At 60.6% G+C, this 21,321-nt stretch carries 14 protein-coding genes and 1 pseudogene; 7 read left to right on the top strand and 8 right to left on the bottom strand.

Annotation, left to right across the window (positions count from 1 at the left end; genetic code table 11):
* The first annotated feature begins 123 nt into the window (after positions 1–123).
* The gene (locus ACHPFG_RS19150) at positions 124–4,695 is read left to right on the top strand and encodes an Ig-like domain-containing protein (RefSeq protein WP_431700144.1); all 4,572 of its coding nucleotides are present in this window, start codon (positions 124–126) and stop codon (positions 4,693–4,695) included.
* 183 nt (positions 4,696–4,878) lie between these two features.
* Here ACHPFG_RS19150 and ACHPFG_RS19145 read toward each other — a convergent pair whose 3' ends face one another.
* The 4 genes from ACHPFG_RS19145 to ACHPFG_RS19130 all read right to left on the bottom strand — a co-directional run bounded on the left by ACHPFG_RS19145 (position 4,879) and on the right by ACHPFG_RS19130 (position 8,578).
* Positions 4,879–5,478, bottom strand: a complete 600-nt coding sequence (locus ACHPFG_RS19145) for a helix-turn-helix transcriptional regulator (RefSeq protein ID WP_431703497.1) — start codon at positions 5,476–5,478, stop codon at positions 4,879–4,881.
* Positions 5,479–5,504: 26 nt separating this feature from the next.
* Positions 5,505–6,638: an NAD(P)/FAD-dependent oxidoreductase gene (locus ACHPFG_RS19140; RefSeq protein WP_431700143.1), complete on the bottom strand. Its 1,134-nt coding sequence runs from the start codon at positions 6,636–6,638 to the stop codon at positions 5,505–5,507.
* A complete protein-coding gene (locus tag ACHPFG_RS19135) occupies positions 6,635–7,570 on the bottom strand; it encodes an ornithine cyclodeaminase family protein (RefSeq protein WP_431700142.1) in 936 nt (311 codons plus the stop codon). Before ACHPFG_RS19135 ends, ACHPFG_RS19140 begins: the two co-directional genes overlap by 4 nt.
* Before the next feature lie 69 nt (positions 7,571–7,639).
* Positions 7,640–8,578, bottom strand: a complete 939-nt coding sequence (locus ACHPFG_RS19130) for a LysR family transcriptional regulator (RefSeq protein WP_431700141.1) — start codon at positions 8,576–8,578, stop codon at positions 7,640–7,642.
* Positions 8,579–8,687: 109 nt separating this feature from the next.
* On the opposite strand from ACHPFG_RS19130, the gene ACHPFG_RS19125 reads away from it, so the two are divergent.
* The 6 genes and pseudogenes from ACHPFG_RS19125 to ACHPFG_RS19100 all read left to right on the top strand — a co-directional run bounded on the left by ACHPFG_RS19125 (position 8,688) and on the right by ACHPFG_RS19100 (position 16,079).
* A complete protein-coding gene (locus tag ACHPFG_RS19125; protein ID WP_090402496.1) occupies positions 8,688–10,187 on the top strand; it encodes a CoA-acylating methylmalonate-semialdehyde dehydrogenase in 1,500 nt (499 codons plus the stop codon).
* Positions 10,188–10,430: 243 nt separating this feature from the next.
* Positions 10,431–11,369 carry a pectate lyase gene (locus tag ACHPFG_RS19120; protein ID WP_431700140.1) on the top strand — a complete coding sequence of 313 codons (939 nt, stop codon included), beginning with the start codon at positions 10,431–10,433 and terminating at the stop codon, positions 11,367–11,369.
* Between the two features lie 251 nt (positions 11,370–11,620).
* Complete coding sequence (locus ACHPFG_RS19115; RefSeq protein WP_131698804.1) at positions 11,621–12,871, top strand: glycoside hydrolase family 68 protein; 1,251 nt, start codon at positions 11,621–11,623, stop codon at positions 12,869–12,871.
* A 284-nt stretch (positions 12,872–13,155) separates the two neighbouring features.
* A pseudogene (locus ACHPFG_RS19110) lies at positions 13,156–14,283 on the top strand (HAMP domain-containing protein); the annotation flags it as partial.
* A 144-nt stretch (positions 14,284–14,427) separates the two neighbouring features.
* Positions 14,428–15,141: a methyl-accepting chemotaxis protein gene (locus tag ACHPFG_RS19105; RefSeq protein ID WP_390620716.1), complete on the top strand. Its 714-nt coding sequence runs from the start codon at positions 14,428–14,430 to the stop codon at positions 15,139–15,141.
* 17 nt (positions 15,142–15,158) lie between these two features.
* On the top strand, positions 15,159–16,079 hold the full coding sequence (locus tag ACHPFG_RS19100) for a substrate-binding domain-containing protein (protein ID WP_431700139.1): 921 nt from the start codon (positions 15,159–15,161) through the stop codon (positions 16,077–16,079).
* Positions 16,080–16,174: 95 nt separating this feature from the next.
* Here the strand turns inward: ACHPFG_RS19100 and ACHPFG_RS19095 are convergent, their stop codons facing one another.
* From ACHPFG_RS19095 to xylA, 4 genes are all read right to left on the bottom strand, one after another.
* Positions 16,175–17,311, bottom strand: coding sequence for a sugar ABC transporter permease (locus tag ACHPFG_RS19095; RefSeq protein WP_431700138.1), 1,137 nt, complete (start codon positions 17,309–17,311; stop codon positions 16,175–16,177).
* Positions 17,312–18,856, bottom strand: a complete 1,545-nt coding sequence (gene xylG / locus ACHPFG_RS19090; RefSeq protein ID WP_431700137.1) for a D-xylose ABC transporter ATP-binding protein — start codon at positions 18,854–18,856, stop codon at positions 17,312–17,314.
* Positions 18,857–18,861: 5 nt separating this feature from the next.
* Positions 18,862–19,863 (bottom strand): D-xylose ABC transporter substrate-binding protein, encoded by a 1,002-nt coding sequence (gene xylF, locus ACHPFG_RS19085; protein ID WP_141157367.1) that lies wholly within the window; start codon positions 19,861–19,863, stop codon positions 18,862–18,864.
* Between the two features lie 101 nt (positions 19,864–19,964).
* Positions 19,965–21,281 (bottom strand): xylose isomerase, encoded by a 1,317-nt coding sequence (gene xylA, locus ACHPFG_RS19080; protein WP_184746577.1) that lies wholly within the window; start codon positions 21,279–21,281, stop codon positions 19,965–19,967.
* Between the last annotated feature and the right edge of the window lie 40 nt (positions 21,282–21,321).

Here is a 21,321-nt window from a genome sequence, read left to right as displayed (position 1 = left end):
TTCCCCGTTCGTCGCCACTGTCAATTCTAACAGCTAGACGCCCCTCCCCACCGGGTGTCTGATTTTCCTTGCCTGAACGCGCCCTTTTTACTCGCGCAATCCCTCCAGCAAGGAGTCTCTTTCATGTCCGACCGGCCCGTTGATCCAGCCTGCGATTGTCATTCGATGGATGACATCCCAACCCCGTCGCCCTCGCAAGACCTTGTCCCCTATACGCCTGCCACGGTGCCGACGACGCTCCCCCAACGGGTCGAAGACCTCGACCCACCTTATTCCGCCTACCCGTCAATCTCATTGCGCTCCACCCTGTATCCTGAAAACGCCCCCATCGGCCTGGGCATTCGCCATGTGCGTCCTTATGCGCATTTCATCTTTGAAAAGTGGCACCTCTGGTCGGCCTACGACTATTACGCCCTCTACCTCGATGACCTGCTCAATGCCGTGGCCGCGGACCTCGTCTTCGACGACTTGCCCCGTTACGATCTATTTGTGCCAGAAGAGCATGTGCCTGAAGGCGAAGTGTCGATGTACGGTCGGGTATTGCGCGCAGGTACCTTCCAGGAAAGCACCTCGCCGCTGCAAACTCTCCTGATCAAGACCACTCGCCCCGGCGGCACCGATCGCGACCCGGGCAGCGACTGGCACACCGGCCTGGTCATGACGGTTGAGGGCCTGCCCGAAGGTTCGACGATCGATCGATTGATTGCCGGTGCTGGCGTGTGGTGCCTGATTGAGCCGTATGAGCATAGCCGCCAGAACGACCGCATCGAGCTGTCCTGGGACGGTGTCAAGGTCATACACATCGTCAGCCTCGAAGAAGCGGAAAGCGGCGAGCCGATCCGGATTTTCGTCAGTGAGGCGATCATCCTCCAGGGTGGCCTGCTGGGAACCCTGACCTTGCGCTTTCGGGTACAGGACGTGGTGGGGAACTTTTCCGGGGAAAAGTACCAGTATTCCAAGTCTTATTTCCTGGTCAGCGAGCTGGACCCCAGCCTGCTCGGCGCGCCGATTTTCCTGGTGGATGGCGAGGAGTTCAGCCAGATCGATTTCGACACCCAAAGCAACTCGATCTTTGACGTGCTGGTGCTCACGCCCCGGCAATTCCCGGCACCGACACCCCGGCACCAGATTTTCGTCAGCCTGTTCGCCACCCTGGTCGATGGTTCAACCCAGCTCTTCCCGCTGCCGGCCGCAACGGACAACAACCTGGGTTTTACAACGGTTTCCGTTGACCGCGAAATTATCGAACAATTGGTCGGCGGCTCGTTCCGGGTTTCATTCATCTGGCAAAAGGCGAACGGTGATTTCCTTGGCCAGTCCGGCAGCGTCACCATCACCGTGATCGGCACGCCGGTGTCGATGCCTGGGGTGACGATCAACCCGATCGAGTTGGGCCTGATCGATCCAGACTACGATATCGACGTCACCATCCCGTTCTATGAACCTCAGAATCCGGACTGGCTGGAGACCCTGTACATCGAACACCGGGTACCCGGCGGCGGTGGCGAAATCTACTTCGAGTCCCAACTGGCAGGTCCCCAGGGCGGCAGTCGCCATGTGAGCAAGGAGGACCTGCAACTGTTCAACGGTCTGGGCATCGTTTATTTCTACTACGTGGTCACCGACGGTGAAGACACGCGCAAATCGTTGGAGGTGGGCGCCCAAGTCGGTGAGCGTATTCCCGAGCTGCCTCAGCCGCAGCTTCAAGGCACCGAAGGCAGCAATATCAACCCTGACCACATCGCCGGCCCCACCGTACTGCTGACCTTGCCCTATCTGGGCGCCCAAGAAGGCGATGTGTACCATTGGAACTGCATCGGCTCGGCCCTGGGCGGCTCGGCCAATGACACTATCCTGGTCAATGCGGCGACTGCGGGCCGACCACTGACGTTCCCGGTGACCCGCACCATCCTGGATTTCAACCGCAACGGCAGCCTGCGCATCAGTTACAGCCTGGAACGCAAGGGGCCGCCACGGCAGATCCTGCGCTCGGAGGTGCTGAACCTCAGCGTTGGCGTGGGGGTGGTGCTGGACCGTCCGGAAGTCGCCGAAGCCCAACGCTTTCCGGATCGCCTCGACCCGTTGGCGGCCTTGGCGGGCGCCACCGTGGTGGTGAAATTCCGGCCGATGCACGCCACCGATCGGATTTTTATCGACTGGCTCAGCCCGGATGGCAATGGCAGCTACGCCACAGAAGTGCAGGGCAACCCCGCCACCCACGAGGTGAGGGTGCCCATTCCAAGGGAGGTTATCGCCAAAGGTATTCGTGAAGACGGCAACCGCATCAGCGTGCAGTACCATTTTTTCCGGGGTGCCATTCCCTATGAGTCAGATGTACTGAGCCTGGAATTGCTGCGGCTGATCGGGTTGCCCACACCGACCATCGACGGGATCGGCGACAGCATGGTGCTGCAACTGTCCCTGCTCACCGACGCGACGCGTACGCGTATTTCGGTGTGGAGTTTCATCGCGGCCAACCAGCGCATGTGGATGACCTACGAGGGCACCTTTGACGATGGCACGCCGTTTATCGAGCACACCTACACGGCCAATCTGGTGACCGATACCGGTGTAGTCAGCGGCATTTCCCCGCCCGCACCGGTGGATAAACTGCGCCGGCTCAAGGACGGCTCGCGGCTGAGCATCCGCTTCTGGGTCACCTTGTCTGAAAGTTTCAGCAAGGACCAGGCGGTGCTGTTTGGCGTGCGCGAGCACATCGTACAGGCCATTCCCTCGACGTTGCCGGCACCGGCGTTCGCCAACCTGGTTGCCCCGACCCTGAGTATTTACCCGCTGGATTACGAGAACACCGCTTCGGTGACGGTGGCGTACGACGGGATGAATGGCACGCACCGTATTCATTTGCAGTGGATCTACCCCGACGGCAGCATGGCCACTATTCCCGCCAAGGATGGCCTGGATGGCGGTCGCGTCGACTTCGCCATCAGCCAGAAGATCATGGCCGACAGCGTGGGCAAAGCCATCGAGTTGCGTTATATCGCGACCATCAATGGCCAGCCGGTAGACTCCTTTGTCCAGGCCCTGACCGTTCAGCCCCTGCGCGAATCGGACTTGCCGAGACCGCTGATCAACGGCATTGCCAATAACGGCACGCTTGACCTCAATACCTTCACTGGCAACGCGACTGCGTCGTTGGCCAAATGGCGGTTGAGTGCTCAGGGACAACGGGTGTGGTTGAGGTGCAGCAGCGTCGGCGTAGATGACTTGCCGGTGCTTGACGGGGTGGCGATCACTTCGGCGGAAGCGGCGAACGGCTTGGTGAACAAGGCGGTACTGCGCAGTTGGCTGGCGGCATTGCCGGATAACCGGCAGATCACAGTCACGTGCAGAGTGAGTTTTGATGGCGGTTCAGTCGAGGCCAGTGCCCAGGAATTCCCAACGTCCACCTACTTCGTGCGCTCAGCACTCGGGGACTTGCGTCTGCCCGTGCTGCTTCAAGCTTCAGGCAGTGGTGCCTCGGTAATCCTGGCCCCATTGAGCGCCTTGAATGGGGGCACGGTGCAGGTGACCTACACCGGTATGCTGACCACCGATAGCATCAAAGTCATCATGGTAGGCAACGGTGCCGCGGGCTCTCCCAACATCCCCGCCAAGAACGGCAGCACGAGCGGCAGCGTTGACTTCCTGATTGCGGCGAGCGCTATTGCTGTCAATATCGGTAACAGCAACCGAACGTTTACGCTCAGGTATGAAGTGACCCGTGGCAGTGAGACCAGGTCTTCTGGAACGGTGACGGTGACGGTTACGCCGATCCCAGCAGCGAACCTGCCTCGCGCGGCCATTCATAACCTTCCCACGGGCGCGACGCTGGATCTGAACACGTTTACTGGCAATGCATGGGCAGCACTGGGGAGGTGGCCTTTTATTGCTGCCGGGCAACGGGTGTGGATTCTCTGCAGCAGTGCAGGAGTGGCCGATCTGTATGTGCTCAATGGCGTTGCCATCACGGCGGCCGAAGCGGCGAATGGGTTGGCCAATATAACGGTGCTGCGCACGTGGCTGGAGTCGGTGCCCAATAACCAGCAGATCCAGGTGAAGAGCCAGGTGACGCTCAATGGCAGCTTGAACCCTGAAGATGTGATTACTTTACCGACGACGACTTACACGTTAGCGAAAACCTTGGGAATTGATCAAACCACAATGAACTTGAATGGATTTGCGATCATTGCGTTCTGGGGACAACCTGCCGGGGATTATTCAGGTAATAACCAAACTCGCGTTGCCTCCGGCGGCCATCCGCCTTATAGCTACAGTTCCCGCAACCCTGCTGTCGCCTCGGTAACGGCGGCAGGGAAAGTGAGAGGGGTTGTCAATGGCAGTACAACAATTGATGTGAAGGATCAGGGAGGTCACACCGTGTCGTATAACGTTACCGTCAGCAATGTGTATTACTTACGTCAGTACGCGAGCGGTGTGAATTACTCCCAAGCTATTGCGTGGCGTAACTCGCTGCCGGGGGGCAGGGCAATGAGTTTTTACGGTGGGATTGATGAAATGGTGAAAGCCTACGGCCCGGTAACGACTTGGCCCGTTCCGGCAGATGGCGAGTATTGGTTGTGCCTGGAGACAGGCTGCAACGCGGCGAACAGGGCTCTATGGCGCCGGGCATGGAACGATGTCGGATGTGCGACACAAGGCACAGTTCGGTGGGCTTGGTGCTTACAGTCTTCGTAATATGATCATTCCCACGTTCGCGTGGGAGTACCAGTCAGTCAAGGTCGAACACTGTATCTGTGGCGAGGGAGCAAGCTCCCTCGCCACAGGTTACTTTTTACCCTTTCTACTTCTTAACTGACTGGCATCAGGGCAAGTCGAATCGCCGTATCGCTCCTCCCACATTTGCTCAGCGGTGTTCGATCAGCCCTTGAGCTCCTTCAAATGCTTGTAGACCGTGGCCCGCCCCATGCCCAGCACATTGGCCACATAGTTCGAGGCGCTCTTGCCCTTGAACGCGCCTTCGGCATGCAGCGCCAGCACCAGCTCGCGCTTGTGGTCACGGGTGAGCAGGTTCAGGCTCAGCTGGCGCTCGCGCATCCAGGCATGCAGGAACGTATTGATGCGCTCCTGCCAGTCATCGCGAAACAGCGAGTCCGGTTGCGGGATCAGCTTGCTCGGCGACAGGAACAGGTCCAGGGCGGCCTTGGCGTTTTCGAACAGTGAGATATTCAGGTTGATGCACAGCACCGCCAGACGGCGACCTGTGTGGTCATGCAGCACGGTGCTCAGGCTGCGGATTTTCTGGCCATCCCAATTGAGCTTTTCGTAGGGGCCGATATTCACTTCGCTGACGTCGGCGCTGAGCATGTCTTCCAGCGCCGAGTCGTCGCCAATGCCGCGTTTGGACAGGTTATTGGCGATGTAATCGACTTTTTGCGTGCGCAGGTCATGCAGCACCACTTCGGCGTGGGGGAAGAACAGCGTGGCGATTGCATCGGCAATCGCGCGGAAATTCTGCATGACTTTTTCGGGTTCAGTGGGGGTCATCAATGCGGCTCCAGGCGGGCGAGGGAGAGCATACCAGCGTCGAGGCCGAACCGTGTCAGTGGCTCCGGCAACGCTTCACCGCGCACCAGCGCTGCACTGGCCTGGCCCATGGCGGGCGATGTCTGGATCCCATAACCACCTTGCGCCGCCACCCAGAACAGGCCGGGCACCTGTGGGTCGAAGCCGCTGAGCAGATCTCCATCGCGCACAAAACTGCGCAGGCCGGCCCAGGTGCGCGTCGGGCGGCGGATGGTCAGGGTGGTGGCTTCTTCGATCTGGTAGATGCCCATGGCGATGTCCAGCTCTTCGGGCTGTACATCCTGGGGCTCTACCGGGTCGGCATTGGCTGGCGAGCCGAGGAACAGGCCAGCGTCGGGCTTCATGTAGAAGGCTTCGTCGAGGGCCACCAGCATCGGCCAGGCATGGCTGTCCACACCTTCGGGGCCGGCGAAGATAAACGCCGAGCGCCGCTTGGGTTGCAGGCCGATGGACGCGGCACCCGCCAGCCCGCCGATATGATCGGCCCAGGCACCGGCGGCGTTGATGATGATGGGCGCGGTGTAGGTCCCGTCCTGGGTGTTTACGTGCCAGAGGCCGGCGCTGTCACGGCTCAAGCCCAGCACGTGGCTGCCGGTGCGCACTTCGCCCTGATTGCGTCGGATACCGCGCAAATAGCCCTGGTGCAGGGCGTCGGTGTCGATGTCGCTGGCGGTCGGGTCATACAGCGCGCCATGGACTTTTTCCCGGCGCAGGATCGGCAGCCGCGCGCAGGCTTCATCCGCCGTAAGCCGTTCGACCTGCGGCACCGTGGCCTTGGCGCTCAGGTACTGGGCCTGCAATTCGGCAGCGTCGCCGTTGAAGTCCACGGTCATTTCGCCGCGCGGCGTCAGCAGGGGATGCTCGCAGAAACCCGGCGGCGGGTTATCGAAAAACGCGCGGCTGGCCTGGGTCAACGCACGCACCTGCGGGGTGCCATACGCCGCCGTGTAGAGCGCCGCCGAACGTCCGGTGGAGTGATAGGCCGGGTGGGATTCACGCTCCAGCACCAGCACCTTGCCATGCGGCGACAACCAGAAACCCGTGGACGCGCCAGCAATGCCGCCGCCGATGATGATGAAGTCTGCATGGCTCATAAGTGTCTCCAGAGGGCGTTGGCCAGTGCGATGTCTTCCAGGCCCAGGCCGATGGAACGGAAAAATACGTGGCGGTCATAGGCCGGGCGCTGTACCTGTTCACTGAGCAGTTCGGGCAGGTCGCCGACGATGGCACTTTTGTCCCAGCCGTGCTGTTCAGCCGCGATCAGCATCTCGCCAGCCGAGCCCGGCGTGGTCTGGCGATGGTCGCAGAACACCTGCATGGCGTTCAGGCTCTGGGGCGGCACTTCATGGGCACGCGGGGCGTTGGTGCTGATCGAGGTGATCAGCGCCGGCTTGCTCAAGCGCGACGGGTCGATCACCGGGCCGGCCGATGAGGTGCACAGCAGGATCACATCAGCGTCGGCCACGGCCGCATCGCAACTGTCGGCGATGCTCAAGCGTGGATCCAGGCGTTTGATGGCGTCGGTATTGGCAGTGGCCAGGCGTGGCGAAAACAGGCTGATGCCCTGCCAGTCCCGCAGACTCTTCACATAATGCAAATGTGCCAGCGCGACCTTGCCGCTGCCGATAATCGCCAGGCGCCGTGCCGCCTGCGGAGCCAGCGCCTCCACCGCCAGCGCAGTGGTCGCGGCGGTGCGCGCGGTGGTCAACTCAGCGGCATCGCACAGCAACAGGGGCTCCCCGGTTTGCATCGACATCAACAGCGTCCAGGCCGTCACCCGCGGCCCTTGCGCGCGCACGATATACGGCGAGGTCTTGACCCCGTACACCCCCTCTTCAGCCAGCACGCCCAGGTAATTGATGAAGTCGCCGGCGCCGTGCGGGAACTCCACTAACTGCTGCGCCGGTTGCACCGCGTGCCCGGCGGCCAGGGCGCGGAACAGCGTGCGCAGGATCTGCGGCACATCCACTTGAGCGAGCAATTCACGGGCCTGGGCCTGGTTGATGACATGGGGCGCGCTGGACATGGATATCTCCGATATCTGAACTTATTTGTCTATTATGGACTTTTAGTTCCGTTGGGCAAGCTAAAAACCTCAGCCCTCGAAGCGAAATCCCGTCGATAACTTCTCCTTCAAATACCCCACCAACGCACTTACCGACTTCGGCACATGGGGCGAATACGGCCGGATCAGGTAGATCTCATCGGCAAACGCGCCCTTGAGCGTCCAGCCCTTGAGCACCTGTACCAGCTTGCCGCTGGCCAGCGCCGCCTGGGCACTGAAGTCCGGGAGCAGGGCGATGCCCAAGTGGTTGAGCGCCGAATCACGCAGGGCTTCGCTGTTGTTGGTGGCGAAGCTGCCGGCGATGGGCACGGTGAGGCGTTCCACGGTTTTGTTGCCGCGCTCGAACGTCCACGCGGGCTGGTCGGTGCCGCGTGGGTAGAACAGGCAGTTGTGCGCGGACAGGTCGCCGGGTTCGCGCGGTTCGCCGTGGCGTTGCAGGTAATCGCGGGTGGCGACCAGCACCGAGCCGGTGTCGCACAGTTTCCACGCCACATGGGTTTCCGGCACCTGGAAGCCATGGCGCACCGCCAGGTCGTAGCCCTCGGCCGCCAGTGAACTCAGGGCATCCGACACATCCAGCTGGATACGCACCTGCGGGTACTGCTGCAGGAATTCCGACAAGTGCGGCACCAGCTGTTGCCGGGCGAATGCCACGGGGGCGGTCAAGCGCACCAGGCCGCGGATTTCCCCGGCGGAATCGCGCACCGACGAGAAGCTGCGCGCGATTTGCTCATAGGCACCGCGCACTTCACGGGTCAGCGACAACCCCGCATCGGTCAACCGCACACTGCGCGTGGTGCGCGTCACCAGCCGTGTGCCGGTGGCTTTCTCCAGGTCGGAAATGCGCTGGCTGACTGCGGATTTACTCACCCCCAGGCGCGCGGCGGCGGCGGTGTAGGTGCCGTGTTCCTCCAGCACTGAGAGCCAGTGAATGTGGGTCCACAGCCCTTCGATCTCGGATTTTTCCATGGGCTTATTGTTCGCTTGTGAGGACAATCAGTTCTTGATTCTGCTCTGGTTTGGAACAAACTGAAAGCCTATCGTGTGTCCCAACGCAACCCACCTGGGATCTACTGCCATGACTACAACAATCGAGCACTACATCAACGACCAGCGCGTCAGTCGTGATGATCGCTATCAGGACGTCTACAACCCGGCCACCGGCGAAGTGACCGGCCGCGTCGCACTGGCCAGCAGCCAGACCGTGTCCGAAGCCGTCGCCGCTGCCCAGGCCGCTTTTGCCGGTTGGGCCGACACTCCGCCCATCCGCCGCGCCCGCGTGCTGTTCGAATACCTGCACCTGCTGCGTGAGCGCAAGGACGACCTGGCGCGCATCATCGTCGCCGAACACGGCAAGGTCTTCACCGACGCCCAGGGCGAAGTCGACCGTGGCATCGACATTCTCGAATTCGCCTGCGGCATCCCCAACCTGCTCAAGGGCGAGCATTCCGACCAGGTCTCCCGTGGCATGGACAACTGGACGATGCGCCAACCCCTGGGCGTCGTGGCCGGTGTCACGCCGTTCAACTTCCCGGTGATGGTGCCGATGTGGATGTACCCGATCGCCATCGCGGCGGGTAACACCTTCATCCTCAAGCCAAGCCCGACCGATCCAAGTGCTTCGCTGTTCATGGCTGAACTGCTGCGTGAAGCCGGCCTGCCCAAAGGCGTGTTCAACGTGGTGCAGGGTGACAAGGAATCGGTGGACGCGCTGATCGCGCACCCGGACGTCAAGGCCGTGAGCTTCGTCGGCTCCACGCCGATTGCGCAGTACATCTACGAAACCGGTGCGCGCAACGGCAAGCGTGTGCAAGGCCTGGGCGGCGCGAAGAACCACATGGTGGTGATGCCGGACGCGGATATCGAAAAAACCGTCGACGCCTTGATGGGGGCCGCCTACGGCAGTGCCGGCGAACGCTGCATGGCCATTTCCGTAGCGGTGCTGGTTGGCGATGTCGGTGACAAAGTCATCGCCGCCCTGACCGAACGCGCCAAGCACCTGCGCATCACCGACGGCCGCGACCTCAAGGCCGAGATGGGCCCGATTGTGTCCCGCGCCGCACTGGAGCGCATCAGCGGCTACATCGAACAAGGCGTGCAGGCCGGCGCGCAACTGCTGCTCGACGGGCGTGACTATGTACCCACCGAAGCCGGCCTGGAAAACGGTTTCTGGCTCGGCGCGACCTTGTTCGACCACGTGACCAAAGAGATGAGCATCTACCGCGAAGAAATCTTCGGCCCGGTACTGGCCTGCGTGCGCGTGAATGACTTTGCCGAGGCGGTGAAGCTGGTCAACGACCACGAATTCGGCAACGGCGTCAGCTGCTTTACCCGCGACGGCAACATTGCCCGCGAGTTTGCCCGGCGTATCGAAGTGGGCATGGTCGGCATCAACGTGCCGATCCCGGTGCCGATGGCGTGGCACGGGTTTGGTGGCTGGAAGAAGAGCCTGTTCGGCGACATGCATGCCTACGGCACTGAGGGGGTGCGCTTCTACACCAAGCAGAAATCGATCATGCAGCGCTGGTCGGAGAGCATCGAGCAGGGCGCGGAGTTTGCGATGCCGGTGTCCAAATAACGCTTGGAAGAACACCGTAGGGCAAAAGTGGGAGGGGGCAAGCCCCCTCCCACTTTTGGTTGTTTTTCACTTGAGGGTTGACGGCCAGGCGAATGAAGAATACTGTACATAAACACAGTGTTTAAGCGCTGATCAACCAGGATGGCAACATCAGCCACGCCAAACACTGTGTGCAAGTTAATGGATTAACTTAATGCACAGGCTCGTTCTACCGAGCCGTTTTTATGTATAGAGAGGGAACTCATGTCGTATCCAGAAAGCAAACTCACCGGCTTGACCGGTTTCGCCCTTGCGGCAAAAGTGACCGGCGGCTGGTCTGGCCCTGTGGTCAGTATCACCAGCCTGGATCAACTCAAGGCCAATATCGGCGACACTACCCCACGGGTATTGGTGATCAACAGTAATATCTCGGCGTCGAGCCTGACCAAAGTCAACATGGGCGCCAACAAGACCCTGATCGGTTCGTTCCAGAACCGTACGTTGGAGAATATTCACCTGCGTGCAACCGCGCAGTCGCAGAACATCATTCTGCAGAATATTATCTTCAAGCATTCGGCGAGCATTAAGGCCAATGACGATATTCAGGTGTACCTGAACTACGGCAGCAAGTATTGGATTGACCATTGCTCGTTTGTCGGGCACAGCTGGTCCACCACTGACGGCAGTGAAGACAAACTGCTGTATATCGGTGAAAAGGCCGATTACGCCACCATCAGCAACTGCTTCTTTGGCAACCACAAATACGGCCTGATCTTCGGTCATCCGGCGGATGATAATAAGGCGGAGTTCAACGGTTACCCGCGCCTGACGGTGTGCCATAACCGCTTCGACAACATGGAAGTGCGCGCACCCGGCTTGATGCGTTACGGTTATTTCCATGTCTACAACAACTATATCAATAACTTCCACCTCGGTTTTACCCTGGCGCAGAATGCCAATATCCTCTCTGAAAGCAACTATTTTGGCGAAGGCAGCCAAAACAAAGGCATGTTGGATGATAAAGGCACCGGGACGTTCACTGATACAAACAGTGTGCCGCCGATCACCAACCAAAAGTCGCCCAAAGCACAATGGACGGCAAGTTCTAACTACGCCTATACCTTGAAGACGGCGGCGCAAGCCAAGGACTTCACACAGAAGAATGCCGGGGCTCAGGCTGCGGCGCTGGTATTCGGTAGTTGAGTAGCTAGCTTTTTACTGAGCTGTCATTTATTGCAAGTGCCACTGTCTTTATATCAAGGATATAAATACAGTGATGGCCTTTGTAATCTAAATAATTCTTCATGTTGCGATAAGCGGGTGCCCATGTTAAACCTTGGTGTGCACTTGCAGGGTCAACTATCTCTTGCTCTTTCAGTCAGTATTAAGTTGCTGGCTGCCAGGTGCTATTTAATCTTCGCTTGTCACTTAAGCGTTAGCAAAAGGACATCATCATGAAACATGCGAATCACACACCCACTCGCTGGACACGGGCCGATGCGCTGAAAGTTAATGAGAATGACCCGACGACGACACAGCCGTTAGTGAGTCCTGACTTTCCTGTCATGAGCGACACGGTCTTTATTTGGGACACCATGCCATTGCGTGAACTGGATGGCACGGTGGTATCGGTGAATGGCTGGTCGGTGATCTTCACCCTGACCGCCGACCGTCGCCCCCATGATCCACAATTCATCAATGCCGATGGCCGTTACGACATCAAGCGTGATTGGGAAGACCGCCATGGTCATGCGCGGATCTGCTACTGGTACTCGCGCACCGGCAAGGACTGGATCTTCGGCGGCCGTGTCATGGCCGAAGGGGTTTCGCCGACCACCCGTGAATGGGCGGGCACGCCGATCCTGTTGAATAACAACGGTGACATCGACCTGTACTACACCTGCGTCACGCCGGGTGCCACGATTGCCAAAGTCAGGGGCCAGGTTGTCACTTCGGACACTGGTGTCGAGCTGCGAGGCTTTACTCAGGTCAAGTCATTGTTCGACGCCGACGGTACCTACTACCAAACCGAAGCGCAGAATGCGACCTGGAACTTTCGCGATCCCAGCCCCTTTATCGATCCCGTCGATGGCAAGTTGTACATGGTGTTCGAAGGCAATGTGGCCGGCGAGCGCGGAACTCACGAAGTGGGCCCGAATGAAATAGGCCTGGTGCCGCCAGGGCATGAAGATGTCGGCGGTGCGCGTTATCAGGTGGGCTGTATCGGCATTGCGGTTGCCAAAGACCTCAACGGTGACGAGTGGGAGATTTTGCCGCCGCTGGTGACTGCCGTCGGGGTGAATGATCAGACCGAACGGCCGCACTATGTGTTCCAGGACAACAAGTACTACCTGTTCACCATCAGCCACAAGTTCACCTATGCGGATGGCGTGACGGGGCCGGATGGCGTCTATGGGTTCGTCAGCGATCACCTGTTCGGCCCTTATACGCTGATGAATGCGTCGGGGCTGGTACTGGGCAACCCGCCTTCGCAGCCGTTCCAGACGTATTCCCACTGCGTGATGCCCAACGGCCTGGTGACGTCGTTTATCGACAGCGTGCCCACCACCGGCGATGACTACCGCATCGGCGGCACCGAGGCGCCGACGGTCAGGATCGTGTTGAAGGGCGCTCGTTCGTTTGTGCAGGAGGCTTACGACTACGGTTACATTCCGGCGATGCGGGATGTGGTGTTGAGCCAGTGACCGCAGTGCAAACGCCAGCCTGATTCATCAGGTATAAACCGATCCAAATGTGGGGGGGGCTTGCCCCCGATGGCGGAGTGTCAGTCACTGTAGATGTCGACTGATCCACCGCTATCGGGGGCAAGCCCCCTCTCACATTTTTAATCGCGTTTCAGGCCGTCTTCAACGCTCAAGTCCCCGCCCACCTGGCCGATACAGGCACTAGCACCACGAGTGATCCCGAACGCGTAGGTGCACACCTGGTCGTCGCTCAGGTCAACGAATAAAAATCAAAAGGGGTGGCCATGACCATATTGCAGCGTGTGATCGGCGGGTTCGCAGTGCTGGTGCTGTTACTGCTAGTCATGGCGGGGATCAGCTATCAGAACACGCAGTCCATCAGCAGTCGTTTGAACATTATCACCGGCGAGTCGGCACCCTTGAGCCGGGCCGCCAGTGAGCTATACGTGCATATCCTGCGCGCCAACCAGGCGTTGCTGGCCATTCAGATCAGCACCGACCCCAAGCAGATCGAGGACGGCAAGCGACCGTTCACCGAGAGCATCGCCCAGTTCAATCAATTGCTCGACAGCACCGTTGCCTATACCGGCGAGCATGAGGCGCTGCGCGCGAACCTGGCGCAGCAGCGCCAACAGGTAGCGGCCTACGCCGAGCAGTCGCAGGCGTTGATGACGTCCCACGTGCAACACGTGCAGCAGCTGGCGCTGACGCGGCAACTGCAAGGCTACAGCAGTGCGCAGGCGATACAGCTGACCAGCTATCTGCGCGATTACATTGCCCTTGCCCGCAGTGTCGGCGAGCCGCAACAGGTGGCCGCAGCGGAAAAGCTGCTGTTGGAAGTCAACAAATCCTACGATGGCTTCGCGGCTCATACCGTCACGCCCGCCATTGATAAATTACAGCGCGTGCTCAACCTGCAGGACGAAGTGATCAGCACCCGGGCCCAGGCCCTGACGGCGATTGATCCCAGGGTCGGGCGGATTGCCGGCGTCATGGTCAATCGCCTGCTGACTGACCTGACCGCCCCTGACGGGCTGTTCCAGGCTTATCAGGTGGAGGCGAAACTGGCTGCGCAGGTGCAGCAGCAACGCAATGCGGTTGACGCGACCCTGAAAGCCACCCTGGACAGGATTGGCGAGTTCGGCAGCCAGTCCCTGGAGGTCGCCAACCAGGCCAGTCAGTCGGCCAATGCCACCATCGGCACCAGCCGCAGCTTGCTGTTGATCGCGTGTGTGCTGGCGGTGCTGGCGGCGGTGGCGATTGGTACGTGGGTCGCCTTCAGCCTGCGGCGTCCGCTGGCGGCGTTTCGTGAAGTCCTCAAGACGCTCACGGCGGGGGACATGCGGGTCAGTTTCGATGTCAGCCGCAAAGATGAGTTCGGTGAGTTGGGCGGCTACCTGAACGAACTGACCACGGCCCTGCGCAAAACCTTTCGTGAATTGATCAGCTCTGCCGATGCGCTGGCCGTTACCGCGGGCAGCAACGCCTTGAACAGCGAGCAGACCACCCGTGTGGTGGATGAGCAGAAGGACCGGTTGCAATCGGCAGCCTCGGCCATGACGCAGATGGAAAGCACGGTCGAAGAGGTGGCTCGGCGTGCGCAGGACACCCGCCAGGCCGTGGACGACACGAGTGAACTCACGCACAAGGTGCAGGCGCGCGTGGCCGAGACCATCGTCAACATCCGCCAGCAGGCCGACCAGGTGAACAAGGCCACGCAGGTGACCGATGAGTTGCAGAAGTACGGGCAGAATATCGAGGGCATTGTTGTCGCCATTCGCACCATTGCCGAACAGACCAACCTGCTCGCCCTGAATGCGGCGATTGAAGCGGCCCGTGCCGGCGAGCAGGGACGCGGTTTTGCGGTAGTGGCCGATGAAGTGCGCTCCCTGGCCAGCCGGACCCAGACCTCGACCAGCGAAATCCAGGACATGATCGGGCTCATGCAGGAAAAGATTCACTCGGTGGTGCACGTGATGAACGAAAGCCAGGCGCAGTCCACCCAGTGCGTGTCCCTGGCCTCGGGCGCGGGCGACTTGCTGCTGTCGATGAGCGATTCGGTCGACAGTATCCGCGACATGAATATCCAGATCGCCGCCGCCACCGAGGAGCAGAGCGCCACGGTGCAGGAAACCAGTCGGATGGTCATCCAGATCAACGATTCGGCCCAGCAGACGGCAAATGGCGCCGAGCAGTCCGCCATCAGCAGCCACGAGCTGTCGGACATGGCCAAGGTGCAGCGCGAGCTGCTCCATCATTTCAGCGTTTGAGCCGCGGGAGTCAGAACATGAAAGCATGGTTAATCCTCGCCTTGGGGGCGACGCTGTTCATACCGGGCCCAGTCCAGGCCGCCACGCCCTTGCTGGGTGTGGGCATGGCAAAGTACGACGATAACTTCCAGACCCTGCTGCGCAATGGGGTGCAGCAACAGGCCAGCGTCATGAACGTCGACATCTTTATGGAGAACGGTCAGGACAGCGTCGACTTGCAGATGCGCCAATTCCGCAACCTGGTCAACGCCAAGGTGGATGCGATTATCGTCGCGATGGTCGACGGCAAAAGTGCGGCGCAGATGATGCAACTGGCCACGGACGCAAAGATCCCGCTGGTCTTCGTCAACCGCAACCCGAACCCGCAAAAGTGGCCTGCGCAGACCGCGTTTGTCGGCTCCAACGAGCTGGAGTCGGGTACTTTGCAGATGGAAGAGCTGGCGCGCCGCGCCGGTTACAAGGGCAACGTGGTGATTCTGGTGGGCGACCCGGCCAACGCGTCCTCCTTGATGCGCACCGAGGACGTGGAGAAAGTCGTCGCCAAATACCCCGATATGAAAGTCGTACAGAAAAAAGTCGGTAACTGGGAGCGTAGCCAGGCCGCCACGATTGTCATTGACTGGGTCAAGCAGGGCGTCGATTTCTCGATCATTGCGGCCAATAACGATGAAATGGCGATCGGCGCGATCATGGGCCTGGAAAAGGCCGGCAAGCAGGCCAAGGACTATTGGGTCGGCGGCATCGACGGCACCCCGGACGGGTTGAAATTGATGGCTGAGGGCAAGATGGCGGTCAGCGTGTTCCAGGATGCCGCCGGCCAGGCCGGTGGCGCAGTGGACACCGCGCTGCGCCTGGTACGCGGCGAGGTGCTGGAGTCGACGGTGGTCTGGGTGCCGTTCAAGTTGATCACGCCAGAGAATCGCCAGGCGTTTGAATAGGACTGACCACCTCGCTCCAACCTTGGAATGCAGTCAAATGTGGGAGGGGGCAAGCCCCCTCCCACAGGGTTATGGGGTGTTAGTGAGAGCGGGCGTCAGCGCCGCCCCGTGCGCGTACTCACGTCCACCCACACCGCCAGCACCAGAATGCTGCCCTTCACAATCATCTGCCAGTAACTGTCCACGTCCAGCATCGACATGCCGTTATCCAGGCTGGTAATCACCAATGCCCCGAGCAACGCGCCGTACACCGTGCCCGAGCCGCCGCGCATCGACGTACCGCCAATAAAGCACGCAGCGATGGCATCCAGCTCGCCCATGTTGCCCGCTGACGGTGAGCCCGCCGCGAGACGCGCGGTGTTGACCAGGCCGGCGAGGGCGCACATCACGCCCATGATGCCGAAGATCCACAGTTTTACCGCCTGCACGTTGATGCCCGACAGGCGCGTGGCTTCCATGTTGCTGCCCACCGCGTATACACGGCGGCCGAACACGGTCTGGCTGGTGACGTAGCTGAACACGCCGAGCAGGACCAGCAACAGCAGCACCGGTACGGGGATGCCGTCGTAGCTGTTGAGGGTGGTGACGAACCCGGCGAGCACCGCGCCGATCACCCCCACGCGCAGCACATCGCGCACCAGGGAGTGTGGCGCCAAGCCATGCAGCGCGCGGTTGCGGCGTTGTTTCCAGGTCAGGAACAGGGTCAGGGCAAACAGCAGAACCCCAAGGCCAATCCCCACCGAATGCGGCAAATACCCCTGGCCTACATACACCAGCGACGGCGACACCGGCGCGATGGTGGTACCGCCGGTGATACCCAGCAGAATCCCGCGAAACGCCAGCATGCCACCCAGGCCAACGATAAACGACGGGATACGCAGGTAAGCGGTCATGTAGCCGTTGGCCAAGCCGATCATCAGGCCGCACAACGCCACCAGGCTGAGGTTGGCCAGCAGCGGGATGTGATAGACCACATCGAGGATCGCCGCGAGCCCGCCCAATAATCCCAGCAACGAACCCACCGACAAATCGATCTCGCCGCTGATGATCACCAGCACCATGCCGCACGCCAGGATGCCGGTGATCGACATCTGCCGCAGCAGGTTGGACAGGTTGCGCGGGGTGAGGAAGCCGCCCTCGGTCTGCCAGCTGAAAAACAGCCAGATAAACGCCACGGCGATCACCAGGGCGAGCATTTTGTAGCGCGTGAATAGCTGTTTGACCTGATTCATCTACGCGGTTTTCCGATTGTTATTATTTTGGCTGAGTGCGGCGGCGAGCACCTGTTCCTGGGTGAGCCCTTCATTGATGAAATCGCCACGCAACTGGCCGTCGCCGATCACCAGCACGCGGTTGGATACGCCGAGCACTTCGGCCAATTCCGAGGAAACCATGATGATCGATACGCCTTCGGCCGCCAGCGCGCCCATCAGTTTGTAGATCTCATACTTGGCGCCCACATCCACCCCGCGTGTGGGCTCGTCAAGGATCAGCACCTTGGGCTTGGTCATCAGCATTTTCGCCAGCACGGCCTTTTGCTGATTGCCACCGGACAGGCTGGTGATCGGCAGGAACGGGCTGGCGGTCTTGAGGTGCATGCGCGCGATCTGCTGGTCGATGCTGCCCAGTTCGGCCTCGGCGTCGATGCGGGTCAGGTGGGCATAGGTGTCGAGCACCGCCAACGTGATGTTCTGGCCCACGCCCAGGTCAGGGATGATGCCCTGGCGCTTGCGGTCCTCGGGCACCATGCACAGCCCGGCGCGGATCGATTTGAGCGGCGTGCGCGTGTCGATCACCTCGCCGTCCAACCACACCTCGGCGCTGTAGCGGCCGGGGTAGGCGCCGAACAACGCCGACACCAGCTCCGTACGCCCGGCGCCCACCAGCCCGGCTATGCCGAGGATTTCGCCGCGCTTGAGCACGAAGGAAATATCGTCGACGCGCTTGCGCCTGGGGTTGTCGACGTCATAGCAGGTGACGTTGCGCGCTTCGAAAATCACCTCGCCGATGGCATGGGGTTCGGTGGGGTAGAGGTTGCTCATTTCCCGCCCGACCATCTGCGTGATGATCTGCGGGATGTCCATGTCGGCCATGGCCGTGGTCGCGATGTGCTTGCCATCGCGGATCACCGTAATGGTGTCGCACACGGCCGCGACTTCATCGAGCTTGTGGGAGATGTACACGCAGGCCACGCCCTTGGCCTTGAGGCCGCGGATGATGTCGAGCAGCACCTCGATTTCCGAGCGGGTCAGGGCCGAGGAGGGCTCGTCGAGAATCAGCAGGCGCGCCTGTTTGTTCAGGGCCTTGGCGATTTCCACCAGTTGCTGGTAGCCGCCGCCGTACTGCGACACCGGCAGCGCGACGTTCATGTCTGGCACCTTGAGCTCACGCATCAACGCTTCGGCGCGGTGGAGCATCGCCGGGTAGTTCATACGCCCGCCGGGCAGGGTCAGCTCGTGGCCCATAAAGATGTTCTCGGCCACCGACAGGTCGGGCACCAGGGTCAGTTCCTGGTGAATGATGACGATGCCGGCGGCCTCGGTCTCGCTGATGGACTGAGCCCTGAGCGGCTGCCCATCCCAGAGGATTTCGCCCTCCCAGGTGCCGTGGGGGTAGACCGCCGACAGCACCTTCATCAAGGTGGATTTACCGGCTCCGTTCTCGCCGCACAGGCCGACACATTCCCCCGGCCGCACCTTGATGTCGATGCCGTTCAGCGCGTGGACACCGCCAAAGGTTTTGACGATGCCGTTCATTTGCAGCAGGTAGTCGGCCATGGCGGTCACTGCCCGCCGATCTGCTCTTTGGTATAGAACCCGTCCTTCTCCAACAGGTCGATATTGGCCTTGGTCAGCGGGGTCGGGGTGAGCAGGATGGTGTCGACTTTCTTGCTGCCATTGTCGTACTGCGAGCTGTAGGTGGGCTTCTCGTTACGCGCCAGTTGCACCGAGAGCTTGGCGGCTTCGGTGGCGATCAGCTTGAGCGGCTTGTACACGGTCATGGTCTGGGTACCGTCGATCACGCGCTTGACGGCGGCGAGGTCGGCGTCCTGGCCGGAGATCGGCACCTTGCCCGCCAGCTTCTGCGCGGCCAGGGCCTGGATCGCACCGCCGGCGGTGGCGTCGTTGGAGGCGACGATGGCGTCGATCTTGTTGCTGTTTCGGGTCAGGGCGTTTTCGACGATGCTCAGGGCTTCGGTAGGGTTCCATTCCTTGACCCACTGCTGGCCGACAATCTTGATGTCGCCCTTGTCGATGGCCGGTTGCAGCACCTTCATCTGGCCTTCGCGCAGTACCTTGGCGTTGTTGTCGGTGGGCGCGCCGCCGAGCAGGAAATAGTTGCCCTTGGGCGCCGCTTGCAGCACGCCGTTGGCCTGCATCTCGCCGACTTTTTCGTTATCGAAGGAGATGTACGCATCGATGTCCGCGTTGAGAATCAGGCGGTCATAGGACACCACCTTGATCCCGGCTTTCTTGGCTTCGGCGACGGCATTGGTCAGCACAGTGGCGTTGAATGGCACGATAACGATCACGTCGACGCCCCGGGAGATCAGGTTTTCGATCTGCGATATCTGCTTCTGCTCGTTGGCATCGGCGGACTGCACAAAGACCTTGGCATCGAGTTTTTCCGCAGCGGCGACGAAGTAATCACGGTCACGGGACCAGCGTTCCAGGCGCAGGTCGTCGATGGAAAAACCGATTTTCGGGTGGGCGGAATCGGCCATCACCGGCAGTGCGAGCAGGGCCAGGGCGGTGGCGAGCAGGGTACGTTTGAATGACTTCATGGTGGTGCGTCCTTTTATTGTTGTTGGAAAGACACAGCGTGATGCGGGTAGAACTGTAGAGCGTCCTTCGACGCTCCGTGCACAGATTTGTCGCGCAAATGTCACCGATAAATAAACCGGTTGACCACTCCCTCCAGCATCTCCTGCCGACCGCTCACGGCCTGCGGGTTCAGTTCGTGGGCAAACGCATGTTCGGCCAGCGACTCCAGGCTGAACTCACCGGCCAGCACGGCTTGGCCCAGCGGCTGTTGCCAACCGGCATAACGCTGGTCCTTGAACTGCTGCAACTGGTCGTTCTGCACCATGGCCGCCGCTCGTTCCAGGGCCAGGGCGAGTACATCCATGGCGGCGACATGCCCGTGGAACAGATCCACCTCATCCAGGCTCTGACGCCGTACTTTGGAATCAAAGTTATAGCCGCCGTTCTTGAACCCGCCAGCCTTGAGGATTTCATAGGTGGCGAGGGTCATCTCCTCGACGCTGTTGGGGAATTGGTCGGTGTCCCAGCCGTTCTGCGGGTCGCCCCGGTTGGCGTCGATGCTGCCGAAGATGCCCAGGGACACGGCCGTGGCGATCTCGTGATGGAAGCTGTGCCCGGCCAGGGTGGCGTGGTTGGCCTCGATATTCACCTTGATCTCGTGTTCCAGGCCGTACTCATGCAAAAAGCCGAACACCGTGGCGCTGTCGTAATCGTACTGGTGCTTGGTCGGCTCCTGGGGCTTGGGCTCAATCAGCAGGTCGCCCTTGAAGCCGATCTTGTGCTTGTGCTCCACCACCATGCGCATAAAGCGCCCGAGCTGTTCGCGCTCGCGCTTGAGGTCGGTGTTGAGCAGGGTTTCATAGCCTTCACGGCCGCCCCACAGCACATAGTTGGCGCCCTTGAGTCGCAGCGTGGCGTTCATCGCGCTGAACACCTGGGCAGCGGCGTAGGCAAACACCTCCGGGTCCGGGTTACTGGCGGCACCGGCGGCAAAACGTGGGTTGCTGAAGCAGTTGGCGGTGCCCCACAGCAACTTGATGCCGGTCTGTTCCTGATGGCGCTCCAGGTGGTCGACCATCTGCGCAAAGTGGTTGCGGTACTCCTTGAGCGAACTGCCTTCCGGCGCCACATCGGTGTCGTGAAAACTGTAGTAGTCGATGCCCAGCTTGGAGAAAAACTCGAAGGCCGCCTCAGCCTTGCCGATGGCCACGTCCATCGGCTCGCCGCTGCGCTGCCACGGGCGTTTGAAGGTGCCCATGCCAAACATATCGGCGCCGGGCCACACGAAGGTGTGCCAATAACACGCGGCCATGCGCAGGTGCTCGCGCATCGGTTTGCCGAGGATCAGCTTGTTGGCGTCGTAATGGCGAAAGGCGAGGGGGGCATCGCTGCTGGGGCCTTCGAAGCGAACCTTCTCGACACCGGGGAAGTACGGCATGGCGTTTTCCTTATTGTTCTTGGCGGTGTCTGGATACTAG

It is taken from the genome of Pseudomonas sp. BR20, assembly GCF_050780135.1.
In the GTDB taxonomy this organism is placed as follows: domain Bacteria; phylum Pseudomonadota; class Gammaproteobacteria; order Pseudomonadales; family Pseudomonadaceae; genus Aquipseudomonas.
Note: the sequence above shows the minus strand (reverse complement) of the source record. Positions and strands in the feature narration are given on the sequence as shown.

Excerpts from the sequence above, each read along its gene's own strand:
- ACHPFG_RS19150 (WP_431700144.1), top strand. The coding sequence starts at position 124 with ATGTCCGACCGGCCCGTTGATCCAGCCTGCGATTGTCATTCGATGGAT.
- ACHPFG_RS19145 (WP_431703497.1), bottom strand. The coding sequence starts at position 5,478 with ATGCAGAATTTCCGCGCGATTGCCGATGCAATCGCCACGCTGTTCTTC.
- ACHPFG_RS19140 (WP_431700143.1), bottom strand. The coding sequence starts at position 6,638 with ATGAGCCATGCAGACTTCATCATCATCGGCGGCGGCATTGCTGGCGCG.
- ACHPFG_RS19135 (WP_431700142.1), bottom strand. The coding sequence starts at position 7,570 with ATGTCCAGCGCGCCCCATGTCATCAACCAGGCCCAGGCCCGTGAATTG.
- ACHPFG_RS19130 (WP_431700141.1), bottom strand. The coding sequence starts at position 8,578 with ATGGAAAAATCCGAGATCGAAGGGCTGTGGACCCACATTCACTGGCTC.
- ACHPFG_RS19125 (WP_090402496.1), top strand. The coding sequence starts at position 8,688 with ATGACTACAACAATCGAGCACTACATCAACGACCAGCGCGTCAGTCGT.
- ACHPFG_RS19120 (WP_431700140.1), top strand. The coding sequence starts at position 10,431 with ATGTCGTATCCAGAAAGCAAACTCACCGGCTTGACCGGTTTCGCCCTT.
- ACHPFG_RS19115 (WP_131698804.1), top strand. The coding sequence starts at position 11,621 with ATGAAACATGCGAATCACACACCCACTCGCTGGACACGGGCCGATGCG.
- ACHPFG_RS19105 (WP_390620716.1), top strand. The coding sequence starts at position 14,428 with ATGACGCAGATGGAAAGCACGGTCGAAGAGGTGGCTCGGCGTGCGCAG.
- ACHPFG_RS19100 (WP_431700139.1), top strand. The coding sequence starts at position 15,159 with ATGAAAGCATGGTTAATCCTCGCCTTGGGGGCGACGCTGTTCATACCG.
- ACHPFG_RS19095 (WP_431700138.1), bottom strand. The coding sequence starts at position 17,311 with ATGAATCAGGTCAAACAGCTATTCACGCGCTACAAAATGCTCGCCCTG.
- xylG (WP_431700137.1), bottom strand. The coding sequence starts at position 18,856 with ATGGCCGACTACCTGCTGCAAATGAACGGCATCGTCAAAACCTTTGGC.
- xylF (WP_141157367.1), bottom strand. The coding sequence starts at position 19,863 with ATGAAGTCATTCAAACGTACCCTGCTCGCCACCGCCCTGGCCCTGCTC.
- xylA (WP_184746577.1), bottom strand. The coding sequence starts at position 21,281 with ATGCCGTACTTCCCCGGTGTCGAGAAGGTTCGCTTCGAAGGCCCCAGC.